This window comes from Afipia sp. GW821-FHT04G03 (assembly GCF_059419985.1).
In genome coordinates, this window is the sequence record NZ_JBWKSV010000001.1 from 1,945,316 (window position 1) to 1,959,108 (window position 13,793).

Annotated in this window: 15 protein-coding genes; 3 read left to right on the plus strand and 12 right to left on the minus strand. The window is 59.5% G+C overall.

Annotation, left to right across the window (positions count from 1 at the left end; genetic code table 11):
• Positions 1–555: 555 nt before the first annotated feature.
• From phnN to phnG, 8 genes are read right to left on the minus strand one after another with little or no spacing between them, the layout of a single operon-like run.
• A complete protein-coding gene (gene phnN, locus AC07UB_RS09205) occupies positions 556–1,131 on the minus strand; it encodes a phosphonate metabolism protein/1,5-bisphosphokinase (PRPP-forming) PhnN (RefSeq protein ID WP_492792275.1) in 576 nt (191 codons plus the stop codon).
• Positions 1,128–2,279, minus strand: coding sequence for an alpha-D-ribose 1-methylphosphonate 5-triphosphate diphosphatase (locus AC07UB_RS09210; protein WP_492792274.1), 1,152 nt, complete (start codon positions 2,277–2,279; stop codon positions 1,128–1,130). The genes phnN and AC07UB_RS09210 overlap by 4 nt, the downstream gene beginning before the upstream one ends.
• Positions 2,280–2,293: 14 nt before the next feature.
• Positions 2,294–2,992, minus strand: a complete 699-nt coding sequence (phnL, locus tag AC07UB_RS09215) for a phosphonate C-P lyase system protein PhnL (protein ID WP_492792273.1) — start codon at positions 2,990–2,992, stop codon at positions 2,294–2,296.
• An 8-nt stretch (positions 2,993–3,000) separates the two neighbouring features.
• Entirely contained in the window at positions 3,001–3,804 is an 804-nt protein-coding gene (gene phnK, locus AC07UB_RS09220; RefSeq protein ID WP_492792272.1) for a phosphonate C-P lyase system protein PhnK, read from the minus strand.
• Entirely contained in the window at positions 3,797–4,678 is an 882-nt protein-coding gene (locus AC07UB_RS09225) for an alpha-D-ribose 1-methylphosphonate 5-phosphate C-P-lyase PhnJ (RefSeq protein WP_492792271.1), read from the minus strand. The genes phnK and AC07UB_RS09225 overlap by 8 nt, the downstream gene beginning before the upstream one ends.
• On the minus strand, positions 4,675–5,781 hold the full coding sequence (locus AC07UB_RS09230) for a carbon-phosphorus lyase complex subunit (protein WP_494651300.1): 1,107 nt from the start codon (positions 5,779–5,781) through the stop codon (positions 4,675–4,677). Before AC07UB_RS09230 ends, AC07UB_RS09225 begins: the two co-directional genes overlap by 4 nt.
• Positions 5,782–5,783: 2 nt before the next feature.
• Positions 5,784–6,389, minus strand: a complete 606-nt coding sequence (phnH, locus tag AC07UB_RS09235) for a phosphonate C-P lyase system protein PhnH (RefSeq protein ID WP_492792269.1) — start codon at positions 6,387–6,389, stop codon at positions 5,784–5,786.
• A 2-nt stretch (positions 6,390–6,391) separates the two neighbouring features.
• Positions 6,392–6,850: a phosphonate C-P lyase system protein PhnG gene (gene phnG / locus AC07UB_RS09240; protein ID WP_492792268.1), complete on the minus strand. Its 459-nt coding sequence runs from the start codon at positions 6,848–6,850 to the stop codon at positions 6,392–6,394.
• A 129-nt stretch (positions 6,851–6,979) separates the two neighbouring features.
• On the opposite strand from phnG, the gene phnF reads away from it, so the two are divergent.
• Positions 6,980–7,711: a phosphonate metabolism transcriptional regulator PhnF gene (gene phnF / locus AC07UB_RS09245; RefSeq protein ID WP_494651298.1), complete on the plus strand. Its 732-nt coding sequence runs from the start codon at positions 6,980–6,982 to the stop codon at positions 7,709–7,711.
• 6 nt (positions 7,712–7,717) lie between these two features.
• Here the strand turns inward: phnF and phnE (AC07UB_RS09250) are convergent, their stop codons facing one another.
• The 4 genes from phnE (AC07UB_RS09250) to phnC all read right to left on the minus strand — a co-directional run bounded on the left by phnE (AC07UB_RS09250) (position 7,718) and on the right by phnC (position 11,349).
• Entirely contained in the window at positions 7,718–8,566 is an 849-nt protein-coding gene (phnE, locus tag AC07UB_RS09250; RefSeq protein WP_492792266.1) for a phosphonate ABC transporter, permease protein PhnE, read from the minus strand.
• A complete protein-coding gene (gene phnE, locus AC07UB_RS09255) occupies positions 8,563–9,447 on the minus strand; it encodes a phosphonate ABC transporter, permease protein PhnE (RefSeq protein ID WP_492792265.1) in 885 nt (294 codons plus the stop codon). Before phnE (AC07UB_RS09255) ends, phnE (AC07UB_RS09250) begins: the two co-directional genes overlap by 4 nt.
• A gap of 80 nt (positions 9,448–9,527) precedes the next feature.
• Positions 9,528–10,466, minus strand: a complete 939-nt coding sequence (gene phnD / locus AC07UB_RS09260; protein ID WP_492792264.1) for a phosphonate ABC transporter substrate-binding protein — start codon at positions 10,464–10,466, stop codon at positions 9,528–9,530.
• 67 nt (positions 10,467–10,533) lie between these two features.
• Complete coding sequence (gene phnC, locus AC07UB_RS09265; protein ID WP_492792263.1) at positions 10,534–11,349, minus strand: phosphonate ABC transporter ATP-binding protein; 816 nt, start codon at positions 11,347–11,349, stop codon at positions 10,534–10,536.
• A gap of 203 nt (positions 11,350–11,552) precedes the next feature.
• On the opposite strand from phnC, the gene AC07UB_RS09270 reads away from it, so the two are divergent.
• Together AC07UB_RS09270 and AC07UB_RS09275 are read left to right on the plus strand one after the other, a co-directional pair.
• Positions 11,553–12,743 (plus strand): alpha-D-ribose 1-methylphosphonate 5-triphosphate diphosphatase, encoded by a 1,191-nt coding sequence (locus AC07UB_RS09270; protein WP_494651295.1) that lies wholly within the window; start codon positions 11,553–11,555, stop codon positions 12,741–12,743.
• Between the two features lie 10 nt (positions 12,744–12,753).
• On the plus strand, positions 12,754–13,467 hold the full coding sequence (locus tag AC07UB_RS09275) for a DUF1045 domain-containing protein (protein WP_494651293.1): 714 nt from the start codon (positions 12,754–12,756) through the stop codon (positions 13,465–13,467).
• Positions 13,468–13,793: the final 326 nt, after the last annotated feature.

Sequence of the window (13,793 nt, forward strand, 5' to 3'; positions counted from 1 at the left end):
CGTAGAGGCCACGCAGTGGTTTTATTCTCCGGTCTCTTTCGCGCGACTCTTGAAAACGGGAATTCTTCAATGGTTTGTCAGAGAACGTCGACCAGTTTGGGAAGGTGACGGTTCGATTCCGGTCTCTGTAAAGACTCAGTGCTTTTAAAAAGCCCGCCATTGGCGGGCTTTTCAAGATCGAAACGGTAATATTCTCCAGAACGCACACTGACTGGCTGGCGACCCAGTGTTGATCGAACCCGTCTCCGCCGGAATTCTCTGCTAACAGGGAATTTTACAGGGAAATCTCAAAAATACTGCTTTGGATACGGCCTAATCTGTCAGGAAAGGCCCATTTAAGGCACTTATTGCGAAATTTCCCCATCAAGAACAACAGGGAAATGTTTTCGCGGATCAGGGACTTGGTTTCGTCTTAACAGGGACCTGGCGGGATGCTGACAACCATTTATGCGGCGCTAACCTTTGCCGGAAGATACGCCCGGATCTGGGGAGCCTTCGCAATGACCCGGCCGCCACTTTTCGGAAGCAGCCTCACACGCGCCGATTCACTTCCGCTCATGACGAGATTGCGCCAAGCAACAGTCTGACATTCACGCCAGTATCACCGACATTGTTGATAGTTACGTCGGATACAAAATTTTCTATAGTTCGCTGCAATCTTCTTTCGATCGAGCCGTCGCTAACGCGCGAACGTGCAGACAACCTACTTGCAAGAACATCCAGTGGCGCCGTAACGAGGACCACAACCAAATCGGCATATCGCTCGCGTAGCAGCGCTATCACTGAGCGGGATACATTTGCAACTACCGTGCGCCCAGCGCGAATTTCGTCATTAATAGCGAGAGGCAGTGCATAGCTTAAGCCATGCGCTTTCCAGTCCACCGCGAACTCGCCGCGCGTACACGCTGCCTCAAATGCAGCGGGCGTAATCTGCGTATTGTTCTCGGAGCGCGATGCTTCCCGCGTCACGACACGACGGGCGAAGACGACACGCTCATTGCCAGCACAAGCGGCACGCGCGAGATCAATCAGCGTATCCTTGCCCGCGCCTGATGGTCCAACGACCAGGACCAGGCGGCCCGGACCGATCTTTGCTGTGCACAATCCGGACATCGCCGGGAGGTCGATCATGCCACCCGACGCCCCTCACGCCAGACGCTGCGGACCACCGGGATATCGCGCGCGACATGGACGCGGATCAGGTCGGCGCGCTTGCCTACCGCGATCTCGCCGCGATCCGGTAAACCAACCGCTTCTGCCGGGCGCTTGGTGACGGTGCGCACGGCGCTCGCCAGATCAATTGACGGCACACGATGAGGCAGTTGCAGCGCCGCCATCAACAGGCTGGAGGGGATGTAATCCGACGACAGGATGTCGAGCAGCCCTTCGTGGGCAAGATCGATTGCAGCGATGTTGCCGGAATGAGAGCCGTTGCGTACCACATTCGGCGCGCCCATCAATATGCCGATGCCAGCCTCGTGCAGGCCGCGCGCAGCTTCCAGCGTTGTCGGGAATTCCGCCACCGAGACGCTGTCGCGAATCGCAGCGGTCACATTCTCATCGGTGGTATCATCATGGCTCGCGAGCGGGATATTGTGCAATTGCGCCAGCAACACGATGTTGCGCAGATTATCGGCGGCATAGAGCCGCTGATACTCGAAACGTTGCGCGAACAATTCATCAAGCTGGGCGTCGGTCTTGCCAGCGCCCTTGCCACGATAATAGTTTCGAAGCTTGGCCTCATCGCGGAACTGACGCTGGCCGGGCGTGTGATCCATCAGCGACAACAGCCGCACATCCGGGCGACCGATCATCTGCTTCGCCTCATCGACCACGCTCGGCATCGGAATTTCGCAACGAAGATGCAGAAAATGATCCGCGCGTAGCAGTCCAGCTTCGCGGGCCGATGTGATGGCCTCGGCCAGTAGGACGGCATGTCCATCAGCCTCCTCGGCCCCACTCTCTCGCCACACTCGGAGCGAATCCAGCACCGTGGTAATGCCCGAGGTCGCAAGTTGCCCGTCATAAGAGACGACTGCGGCAACCGGATCCCAAAACACCTTTGGACGCGGCGCGAAATGCGCTTCAAGGTGGTCGGTGTGCAACTCGATCAGACCGGGCATGATGAGGTCACCATTGGCCTCCTCGCTGCCCGCAGGTGCCGCGCCCTCACCGAATTCGGCGATCCTGCCGTCAGCTACGGCGACCCAGCCATTTTCGATCACACGATCCGCAAGCACGATTTTCGCGTTGCCGATTATGGCTTCTTGTTGTTTCACCTTCATCATCCTTCTTAGGCGCTGGCGGCAAACGACGTGACGTCGACCAGCCGGTCGGCAATCGCATTGCGAATTTTGTCGTCATGGACAATGGCAACCATGGCAACGCCGTCCTTTTTCTTTTCGGCCACCAACTCGACGACCACGGCACGATTAGTCGCATCCAGCGAAGCCGTGGGCTCATCGAGCAGCAGGATAGGCAGACCGGAAATGAAACCGCGCGCAATGTTGACACGCTGCTGTTCACCGCCGGAGAAAGTCGAGGGCGGCAGCTTCCATAATCGTTCTGGAATGTTGAGGCGGCGCAGCAGCACACCCGCTCGCTCGCGCGCCTCTTCGCGGCCTCTGCCAGCGTTCAGCAGCGGTTCTGCCACCACATCCAGCGCCGCCACCCGCGGCACCGCGCGCAGAAATTGGCTGACATAGCCAATCGTGTTGCGACGGATATTGAGAATCTGCCGTGGTTCGGCGAGCGCGAGATTGATGGTCTGGTCCATGTGACGCAGGTTGATAACGCCACTGTCACAGCGGTAATTGCCAAAGATCATCTTAAGGATCGAGGATTTTCCGGCACCGGACGGGCCACCCAGCACAACGCATTCGCCGGCTGCCACATGGAACGAAACACCGCGCACGACAGGCAAGCGGATACCGTCCTGCAGATGCATCACAAAGGTCTTTTCCGCATTGCGGATATCGATCATCGGAGTCATTGTGGATCTCACGCTGGCAGGATCGAGGAAACGAGAAGTTGCGTATACGGCTCGCGCGGATCGTCGAGCACCTGATCGGTCAATCCGGTCTCGATGACGCGACCGCCCTGCATCACCATCACCCGGTGCGACAACAGCCGTGCCACCGCGAGATCATGGGTGACGACGACGGCGGCAAGGCCAAGTTCGCTGACCAGCGTGCGCATCATATCCAGCAGACGCGCCTGCACCGAGACGTCGAGACCGCCGGTGGGCTCGTCCATGAACACGAGGCGCGGCTCGGTGACCAGATTGCGCGCGATCTGCAACCGCTGCCGCATCCCGCCCGAATAGGTCTTCGGCGCATCGTCGATCCGGTCAGTGGAAATCTCGACCCGTTCCAGCCAGGATGCAGCGGTTCGCCGAATTTTGCCGTAGTGGTTGTGGCCGACCGCCATCAGCCGCTCGCCGACATTCGCACCGGCCGAGATGCCCATGCGCAGGCCCATCGCGGCATCCTGATAAACAAAGCCCCAGTCGGTGCGGAACAGGAAGCGTCGCTCGGCTTCGCCAAGGGTGGCGAGATCGCGCATCACGCCATCTCGCATGCGATAGGAAACCGAGCCAGCATTGGGTGTCATCTGTCCTGACAGCAATTGCAGCAGCGTTGACTTGCCGGAACCGGACTCGCCGACGATCGCCAGCACTTCGCCCGGATATAGCGCGAAAGAAACATCGCGGCAGGCATTGAGGCGACCGAATGATTTGCCAAGGTCCTGCGCTAACAACAACGGCTGATCGGCCCCAGCGGACACTTTGATCTTATCAAGCATGCTGACTCTCAGCATAAGGCGCGTTCTCTCCGCCGCGATGACCATCAAGCTGCCGCGTCTCGCAATAATCGGTATCAGAACAGACGAACATCCGGCTGCCTACATTGTCGGTGACGATCTCGTCCAGATAGGAATCGCCCGAGCCGCACAGCGCGCAACAGGCATCGTGCTTGTAGCGCGTAAACGGATGATCATCGAAATCCAGCGACACCACCGACGTGTACGGCGGGATCGCGTAGATGCGCTTCTCGCGGCCCGCGCCGAACAATTGCAACGCGGGGCAATTGTCCATCTTCGGGTTATCGAATTTTGGTGTCGGCGACGGGTCCATCACATAGCGCGCGTTCACTTTGACCGGATAGGCATAGGCCGTAGCGATGTGGCCGAAACGCGCGATGTCTTCGTAGAGTTTGACATGCATCAGCCCATATTCGCCGAGCGCATGCATGCGCCGGGTCTCGGTCTCCCGCGGCTCAAGAAAGCGCAGCGGCTCCGGAATCGGCACCTGATAAACCAGGACTTGACGCGCGCTGAGCGGCGCTTCGGGAATGCGATGCCGGGTCTGGATGACGGTCGCATCCAGCGTGCTGGTGGTCACGGCAACGCCTGCGGTTTTCTCGAAGAATTTGCGGATCGAGATCGCATTGGTGGTGTCGTCAGAGCCCTGATCGATCACCTTCAATACATCCTTGATACCAAGAATCGCCGCTGTCACCTGCACACCACCTGTGCCCCAACCGTAAGGCATGGGCATCTCGCGACTTGCGAACGGCACCTGATAGCCCGGGATCGCAATCGCCTTCAGGATCGAGCGACGGATCATTCGCTTGGTCTGCTCGTCAAGATAGGCAAAGTTATATGCTGGCGCGTTCATTCCGCAGCCTCCATCTTGGTATCGGCCACGCCGTTTGTCTCGGCAAATTCCTGGCGCAGCTTGCGCAGCAACCCGAGTTCGGACTGAAAATCCACGTAATGCGGCAGCTTGAGATGTTCGACGAAACCCGTGGCCTGCACATTGTCGGAATGCGACAGCACGAACTCCTCGTCCTGCGACGGGGCGACGACGCTCTCGCCGAGTTCGCGTGCGCGCAGCGCTCGATCAACCAGCGCCATCGACATTGCCTTTCGCTCGGATTGTCCGAAGGCAAGACCATAGCCGCGGGTGAAGCACGGTGCTTCCGTGTCACTCCCCTTGAACTGATTCACCATCTGACATTCGGTCAGTGTAATCGCACCCAGAGGCACCGCGAAGCCGACATCTTCCGCCACGAACTCGACTTCGACTTCGCCAATGCGTATCTCACCGGCGAAAGGATGGTTGCGGCCATAACCGCGCTGTGTGGAATAGCCGAGCGAAAGGAGAAAGCCCTCATCTGCCCGCGCGAGGTTCTGCAGGCGTAGATCGCGCTCCGCCGGAAAGCTCAGCGCATCACGGGTCAGATCGGCAACGGGCCGATCCGCATCCTCAGTCGGCGAAGATTCAACCAAGCCGTCGCGGCCGAGAATATCGATGACGCGGGGCATGATGTTTGATTGAACTTCGGCCAATGCTGGCTGTTCCGGCGTCGATTCACCAGCCAGCGCGGGATCAAGCAGACGATGGGTGTAATCGAACGTTGAACCCAGAATCTGACCGCCCGGCATATCCTTAAACGTCGAGGAAACCCTGCGACGCACCTGCATCTTTGACGTATCGGCAGGCTCACTGGCGCCAAAGCGAGGCAGTGTGGCGCGAAATGCGCGCAACAGGAAAATCGCTTCGATCATGTCGCCGCGCGCCTGCTTGATAGCCAGCGCCGCGAGTTCCCGGTCGTACAGTGAGCCCTCGGTCATGATGCGATCAACGCCGATGCTCAGCTGCTCTGATATTTGCGCCAGTGAAATTTCCGGGATGCCGCGATCACCGCGACGCTCGTGCGCCAGCAGCCTATGGGCGTTTTCAATGGCGCGTTCGCCACCCTTTACTGCGACATACATGGTCAGCTTTCCTTCGCAACAAGACGCGTGGTGCGCGGGATCGCGACGATGGCATCGTCTGCGACAAGGACGAGATCGATACCGCGCGGAAACAGCTTTCCGTTCAGTGCAAGACGATCAAGGAAATCGGGGACGCCGACTGTGGCGTGCAAAATGGAAGCACCATCAATGCCGGGGCCGCGCAGCTCATAAGCCGGCCCTTCCGTCAAACTCGCAATCTGCAGGATAATCGTGGTGGAACGATCCGGATATTCAGCACTACCAAACGAGAATATCCCGAACTCCGGCAGGGTATTGCTATTGGCGATCAGCGCGAAGCTCGAGACTGACGAGTCGGCAATCACCGGCGCGCTGGTGTGAAATCCAATCCACCTGGCGACGCTCGACGACTCCGCCATTCCCGCATCAAGCCAAACCGGTGTATCCTGATCAAGCAGCGTCAGCGCAATGGCCGCTGTTGCGCGCATCATGGGTGCAGGCACACCTGACGTGGCCTCGATATGCTGCACCCTCCCCGGTCTCGCCATGGCGTCCATCATCGAGCGAAAGACTGATTGGGCCGACAGGACCTTGTCCGCAAAGCCCGCAGGCAATTCTGAAATCATCATCTTCAGCTTTCCCCGCGCACGAGCGTGTAGAAATCCACCTTTGTCGCAGCGGTTTCTGCGGCCTTGCGTGCTTGCTCCGCCTCGTTGCGCGCGCGCAGCGGTGCCAGCACCTGTGTTTCCACCGCATCCGCAAATGCGTCTGTCTGGCGCAGCGCATCGCACAGCGCGATTAGCTCGGCCTTTGTACGATCACGCCCAAGAGTGTAGCCGAAGCCGACTTCACCACTGGCCAGCCGTACGGCGGCACGCGATACCGTCGCCTCACCGAGATTGAACGGAGCGCCGTCACCGCCAATCCGACCGCGCAGCATGACCAGACCATTCTCCGGCTGGCGCAGTCGCTCGTAGGCGGGAACGGCCAACGTCTCGAGATGTTTGGCGATCTCGGCCGCGGCGGCGTGGGCCAGCACCGCCATTACCTGCTGACGCTGCTTCTGCTGAGGGTTCAAGCGTGCAGTCATCAGATTTCCAAGTCCGGTTAAGTTGTCTATCGTGCTAGACAACTAGATAGATCGGAGCAATGACCGTTTCGTGACAGCGACATGTTTGTTCGCTATCTCCATCCAGCATATTCGTGAGACAGAACTATCGTGAGCATTCACAATAAACCAAGCGGCGTTGCGCTGTGGCGGCAGGTCGCCGACGGTATCGAGCGCGGCATTGCCGACGCGCGCTTCCCTCCCGGAGAAAAGCTGCCGGGCGAAACCGATATCGCCGAGACCTATCGCGTCAACCGCCACACAGTGCGCCGCGCGCTGGCGTCGTTAGCGGAACGTGGTCTGGTGCGCGCAGAACGTGGCAGCGGCACTTACGTGGAAGCACCCAAGTTGAGCTATCCGCTGCGATCGCGTACGCGATTCTCCGAGATTGTCGGCGCGGGCGGACGGGAACCGCGCGGCCAGCTAATCGGGTCATTCATCGAACCCGCGACACGCGAACTGGCTAAGCATCTCGCGCTCAAGACTGGCGCACCTCTGTTACGCCTCGACGTGCTGCGCTTCGCCGATCGAACACCGATCTGCGTCGCCACCAACTGGCTGTCGGCTGATCGTTTCGCCGACGCAGGTCTGATTTATGAGAAGATGCGCTCCATGACCAAGCTGCTGGCGCATTACGGCATCAAAGACTACCGCCGCCATTCGACGCGCGTCACGGCCGCGATCATTGATGCCAGCGATGCCGCCCGGCTTGATCTGGCACTGGGACGGCCGGTGCTGGTCGTCGACAGTAGCGATGTGGATGCCGACGGCACGCCACTGCTGACTTCGCACTCGCGTTTTGCGGCGGAGCGGGTCGAGTTCATGGTCGAGAGCCTAGGCTAACGATGATCAGATCGCTGCACGCCGCCCGATGATCGCGAAGCGCAACCGGCTGGAAATCCAGTCGATCGCCGCCACCGCAACCAGAATCATCAGAATGATAAAGGACACCTTCTGCCATTCCAGTACGCGGATCTGTTCGGAAAGTTGCAAACCGATTCCACCCGCGCCGACGATGCCGATAATGGTGGCGGAGCGGGTGTTGGATTCGATGAAGTATAGCACCTGACCTGCGATCACCGGCAACACCTGCGGCAACAAGCCGAAACGGATCTCATGCACAGGGCTGCCGCCCGCGGCGCGAACGCCTTCGATCTGCTTTTTGTCCGCGGCCTCGATAGCCTCAGAAAACAATTTGCCGAACGCGCCGAAATCCGAGACCGCGATGGCCAAAACCCCGGCGAACGGGCCAAGTCCAACCACGTTGATCCAGACCAGCGCCCAGATCAGCGTATCAATCCCGCGGATCGAATCCAGGAATCGCCGCACAGGCGAGCGAAGCCAGATCGACGGCATGACGTTGCGCGCTGCGAGCAGGCTGACAGGCAACGCGAACACAGCGGCCAGCGTGGTCCCCAGCAACGCGATCGAGAGCGTCTCCCCCATCGCCGTCAAATAGGCAGGCAGAGATGACCCGGGATCCGGCGGGATCATCATCATCACGATCCAGCCAAGTTGCTTCAGGCCTGCCAATATCCGCGCCGGTGAGAACTCCAGTTCGTTGAGGCCGAAGATGAACAGCGCAAGCGCAGCGACGAAAATCGCGGGTACCGCCGCGCGCGTTCGCAACGGCCGGTTGAACACCGCAGGATATCGCTTGCGCAGTTCAGCGCTATTCACCCCTGGCGTGTTTTTCACGAGCGAGCTTCCTTGCCGAACAGTCGACCGCGCATCCAGCCCGTACCGATGTCGATAATAAACACTGTGATGATGATCAGGAGCAGGATGGCGCTGACGTCGGAATAGTAGAACTTGCGCACCGCAACCACGAGTTCCTGCCCGATGCCTCCGGCGCCGACGAAGCCCATCACCGAGGCACCGCGCACATTGATCTCGAAGCGCAGCAACGTGTAGCTGGCAAAGCCGGCCGCGATCTGCGGCAGCACCGCAAAGCGCATACAGTCGATCCAGCCCGCACCCGTTGAACGAATACCCTCGACCGGCTTCATGTCGATGTTTTCGACCATCTCGCTGTACAACTTACCCAGCGCACCAACGCAGTGGATCGCGATCGCCAGCACGCCCGCCATCGGCCCAAGACCGAAGGCGATGACGAAGATCAGCGCAAATACGATATCGGGAACTGTGCGACAGAATTCCATGAAGCGCTTGACGACAAAGCGCAGCCACGCGGACGGCGCAGTGTTTTCGGCCGCGAGGAAGTTCAGCCCGAAAGCAAGAACGGCACCGATCATGGTCCCGACATAGCTGATCAGCACAGTCTCACCCAGCAGGGAGAGCCACTGCCGCCAGCCCCAGAACCACTCGGTCATATTGCTCCACACCCGCACGCCACTATCAAGCCTGAAGATGCGATCAAAATAACTGAGGAAATTCCCGATCTTGCCGACGAACGTGCCGAGGTTAACCTCGGCACCCTTTGCGGCGAGGAGCAGCGCCGCAAAGCACACGGCCGTAGCCAGCATCGTGCGTAGCCGCTTTTTCGCGACTGCCTTGCGATAAGCATCGTTCAATGCCGCGAGCTGCTGGGTGGGCAGGAGCGAAATGGCAGCGGGCATCGCGACGTCACTTTCGACGGTTCAGGCCGACAGAAGGGAGCCGGATCGCCAGGATCCTGCTCCCTGAGGTTGTGCGACGCTCAGGACGCCTTCTTCTTGCGAAGCGCATCGACAAACTTGATCAGGTCGATCGTGGCGTCCCAATCCTTCGTCGTTGCAGCATGGAAACCTTGTTTCTGCCCATCGGACAGTTTCTCGAACGCAGCCTTGTCCTTGGCCGGCGCGTCCATAAACGCCTTGACGATCGCAGCCTTGAGGTCTTCCGGAAGCTCGGAGAGGTAGGCATAGGGACCGTTGATAATGGGGGCAGACTTGTGAACAATGCGGAAGTCCTCCTTCTTCAGGGCCGCGCCATTCGCGCCTTTCAACATGCCCTTGTGCAGCATCTGCACCAGAGTGGAGTCGTTATCGTTGGTCCACTGATTGGCGGCGACGTCGACCGTACCCTGTGTCAGCGCCATCATCGCGTTCTCATGGCTGCCGGTGAACACCACCTTGCTGAAGTAAGCGTCGGCGTCAGCAATACCAAGCTTGTCGAGTTCGAAGCGCGGAACATTGTTGCCCGAGGTCGAATTCGGATCGACAAGGCCCAGATTCTTGCCCTTCAGATCATCGATATTCTTGTAAGGGCTGCTGGCCTTGACGAAAAAAACCGAGTAGTAGCCGGTGGATCCATCGATATTAATGTCATTGGCGAAGGCATCTGTCTTCACCCCCGTCATCCGCGCTCGCGCGAACGAGGCAGAGCCATAGCTGGCGACGTGGATGTTGCCCGCACGCTGGCCTTCAATCACGGCGGCATAGTCGTTGGCGATACGCAAGTTGACCTTGACGCCGATTTCCTTCGACAGGTAGGCGACGAATGGCGCCCAGCGCTCGGTGACGCCAGAGGCATTTTCCGCCGGGATGATGGCGAAGGTCAATTCCGGATATTTTGTCTTGTAATCCTGGGCCGACGCAACTGAGGTGGCGAACGCCAGCGCTGCGGCGCCGAGTATAATGGTGCGACGATTGATCATGATGACCTCGGGGTTTTGGTTTGGGGTTGACGCTTGCGAAGTACGTGACGCGCACAGCAATGCCATGTCAGGCGGCAGCAACCGCGCTGTAGGCCGGAACGCTGACCGGCGCTGGGACGTGACCGGGTATGGCTCCCATAACTTCATCGGCCTCTAGATCATATAGTTCGCGAGCGCTCCGGTCGGTCAGCGCGGCTGGCACACCATCGAATACGACACGACCGGCTGACATGCCTATCAACCGGTCACAATAGCTGCGCGCCAGATCAAGTGAATGCAGGTTGCATATCACGGTGATGCCGAAATGCTTATTGATCCGCAGGAGTGCATCCATAACGAGGCGGGTGTTGCGCGGATCCAGCGAAGCAATCGGCTCGTCTGCAAGGATGATGTCAGGCTGCTGTACCAGCGCACGGGCAATTGCGACACGCTGTTGCTGCCCACCGGACAATTGATCGGCACGCTGCGCGGCCAGTGACGCCATGTCGAACTGCTCCAACGCAGACATCGCCAGCGCACGGTCCTCCTCCGGCCACACCTGCATCAGGGAGCGCCATTGCGGAATTTCAGACAGGCGCCCCATCAGGACATTGGTGAGCACGTCAAGGCGCCCGACAAGATTAAACTGCTGGAAAATCATCGCCGAGCGCGCACGCCACTGCCTGAGCTTGCGACCCCGTAGCGCGGTGATATCAGTGCCATCACACAAGATGCGCCCCGAACTAGGCTCGGCCAGGCGATTGATCATACGCAGTATGGTCGACTTGCCGGCACCCGAGCGGCCGATGATGCCGACAAAGGCGCCAGGCTCGATCGCAAATGATGCCTTATCAACGGCCGCCTTTGCGCCAAACCGGCACGTCAGCCCCTCAACCACCAGCATAAAGCGCTCCAATGACAATGTGTGTTGTCACCCGTAACGCCACCGGTTGACAGTGATGTGACACGACCGCGCATATCCCCGGCGTCCGCCGGTTTTAGACGATAAGTGGAATGTCATCTCACAGTCGTGACGTTGTCATTATTGATGAAGATGACGATGCACGTCGGATATCCCCCTCCGTCTTTCGAACAAAGAGCCCTGCCATGATCGACATCTTCATCGACAGCGGACGTAGCCTTTTCGGCGACGAAGTCATCGAGACATCGATGCAAATCAGTGGCGGAAAGATCGCAATGATCGGCGCAGACCCCACGCCCGGCGCGCTCGTCCTCAACGCCCGCGATCTGCTGGTACTGCCAGGCATCGTCGACCTTCACGGCGACGCGTTCGAACGTCAGCTGATGCCGCGCCCTGGCGTCGATTTCCCGGTTGACGTCGCACTGATCGACAGCGATCGGCAGGCAATCGCCAATGGTATCACCACGGTGTTCCACGGCACCACATGGTCATGGGAGCCTGGCCTGCGCGGCGCCCAGAACGCACGAAAATTGCTTGACGCCATCGAGACGCAGCGGCCGCACATGGCCGCCGATACCCGCTTCCATCTGCGCCAGGAGATCTACAATCTCGACGCAGAAGAAGAGATCCTGCAATGGCTTGCGGAAGGCCGCATCGACCTTCTGGCCTTTAACAACCACATCGAGACCAGCCTGCACAATCCGGCGAAGCCGGAAAAACGCGCCCGAATGGCTGAGCGCACCGGGTTGACGGACGAAGCCTTCGACCAACTGGTTCAGCGCACCATCTCGCGCGCCGATGAAGTTCCCGGCTCAATCGAGCGCCTCGCCCTTGCTGCGCGAGTAGCGGGCGTGCCGACCCTGTCTCACGACGACGAAACGCCGGCGATGCGCGCCGACTTCCGCAAGCTCGGCGTCTCCATCGCAGAGTTTCCTATCAACGAAGAGACCGCCATTGCCGCCGCCGCGGCCGGCGACTTCATCGTGTTCGGTGCACCAAATGTCGTACGCGGCGGCAGCCACACCGGCTGGACAAAGGCGTCCGACATGATCGCTAAGGGCCTGTGCCAGGTGCTGGCCTCTGACTATTACTATCCGGCGCAGTTGCTGGCTGCGTTCCGTCTTGTCACCGACGGCATCCTGCCACTGCCAGCGGCTTGGGCGCTCATCTCGTCGGCTCCGGCCAAAGCGGCCGGTCTAACGGATCGCGGCGTGCTGGCCACAGGCTGCCGTGCAGATGTGCTTCTGGTCGATAGCAGAACAGTGCTGCGCCCGCGGATCGTGGCCGTCGTCGCCAACGGCAAACTAGTGCACCTGACAGAGGCCAGCCGACTGCTGCAGCCAACTCTGCCACGCAGAATGATTGCGGCCGCTTGACTGGTCTGTATTGTCGGACATCATGACGCTCTTCCCCCGTTACGCCATCTATTACGCACCGGACGCCGATAGTGAATTACATCGCTTCGGCGCCGAACTGCTGGGCTATGATGCCTTTAGCGGCGAAGCTCGACCGTTTCCGGCGGATGTACTCTCCCATGCGCCGGACTGGGCCGCACTGACGAGCGATCCGCGCAAGTACGGCTTTCACGCCACGTTGAAGGCGCCGTTTGCGCTCGCAGCCGGGAAAATCGAGGACGATCTTTTCGCGAGCTACATGGTTTTCGCCGCGATACCGCGCACGCTTCCCGTTATCACACCCGCCGTTCGTGCGATCGGCGGTTTCGTCGCCATAGTGCCTGACTCCCCGTCGGCACCACTCGGCCTGCTTGCGCAGGAATGCGTCGAAGCCTTCGAAAGCCTTCGTGCGCCTATGACGCCGGAGGACCGCGCCCGGCGCAACCCAGAGTCGCTCACCGAGCGCCAGATCGAGCAGCTCGATCGGTTCGGATATCCGTATGTCGGCGACGACTTCCGCTTTCACATGACGCTGACGGGCAGATTGCCGGACGAGCGCCGCGGGCAGGTTCTCGAAATGCTCAATGACCGGTTCGCTGCGCTCGCGCTCGAAACATTGCCGATTAACCGCATCGCACTGTTCCGCCAGAACGATGCAGCTTCGCGTTTCACCAACATCCGGCAAGACGCGTTGGCTGCTTTTTGACTCTAGAAGTTAACCGGGAGGATCCCATTCATGGGCTCCTCGCCCACTTCCTGAAAAACAGAATCTATACTGGCGAGACCGGTCATGGGGCAAATGTATCCGGGCGAGCTTGCGGCCAAGTACAAGGCCCCCCGCAGCTAGTCGGCAACTGGCACCTCCCTATACTCGGCCGCCCCTTCACGGAGATACCAACCTCGCCACCGACAACGACATTGGACGCTATTCGAAGGGAGAGGGCAGCAGACCGGCTGACCTGACCGGGCTTTTTTGGACCAAGCTTTGTGAGAAAGTGAGCTTGGAAAGGAGCTTTGGTTATGCCGAAGAAG

What these genes read in the sequence shown, in the direction of transcription:
- phnG (WP_492792268.1), bottom strand. Translation starts at nt 6,850, where the DNA reads ATGACTGCACGCTTGAACCCTCAGCAGAAGCAGCGTCAGCAGGTAATG.
- phnE (WP_492792265.1), bottom strand. Translation starts at nt 9,447, where the DNA reads ATGCCCGCTGCCATTTCGCTCCTGCCCACCCAGCAGCTCGCGGCATTG.
- AC07UB_RS09225 (WP_492792271.1), bottom strand. Translation starts at nt 4,678, where the DNA reads ATGAACGCGCCAGCATATAACTTTGCCTATCTTGACGAGCAGACCAAG.
- AC07UB_RS09230 (WP_494651300.1), bottom strand. Translation starts at nt 5,781, where the DNA reads ATGTATGTCGCAGTAAAGGGTGGCGAACGCGCCATTGAAAACGCCCAT.
- phnC (WP_492792263.1), bottom strand. Translation starts at nt 11,349, where the DNA reads ATGCTGGTGGTTGAGGGGCTGACGTGCCGGTTTGGCGCAAAGGCGGCC.
- AC07UB_RS09270 (WP_494651295.1), top strand. Translation starts at nt 11,553, where the DNA reads ATGATCGACATCTTCATCGACAGCGGACGTAGCCTTTTCGGCGACGAA.
- phnK (WP_492792272.1), bottom strand. Translation starts at nt 3,804, where the DNA reads ATGCTTGATAAGATCAAAGTGTCCGCTGGGGCCGATCAGCCGTTGTTG.
- phnH (WP_492792269.1), bottom strand. Translation starts at nt 6,389, where the DNA reads ATGATGATTTCAGAATTGCCTGCGGGCTTTGCGGACAAGGTCCTGTCG.
- phnN (WP_492792275.1), bottom strand. Translation starts at nt 1,131, where the DNA reads ATGATCGACCTCCCGGCGATGTCCGGATTGTGCACAGCAAAGATCGGT.
- phnD (WP_492792264.1), bottom strand. Translation starts at nt 10,466, where the DNA reads ATGATCAATCGTCGCACCATTATACTCGGCGCCGCAGCGCTGGCGTTC.
- phnL (WP_492792273.1), bottom strand. Translation starts at nt 2,992, where the DNA reads ATGACTCCGATGATCGATATCCGCAATGCGGAAAAGACCTTTGTGATG.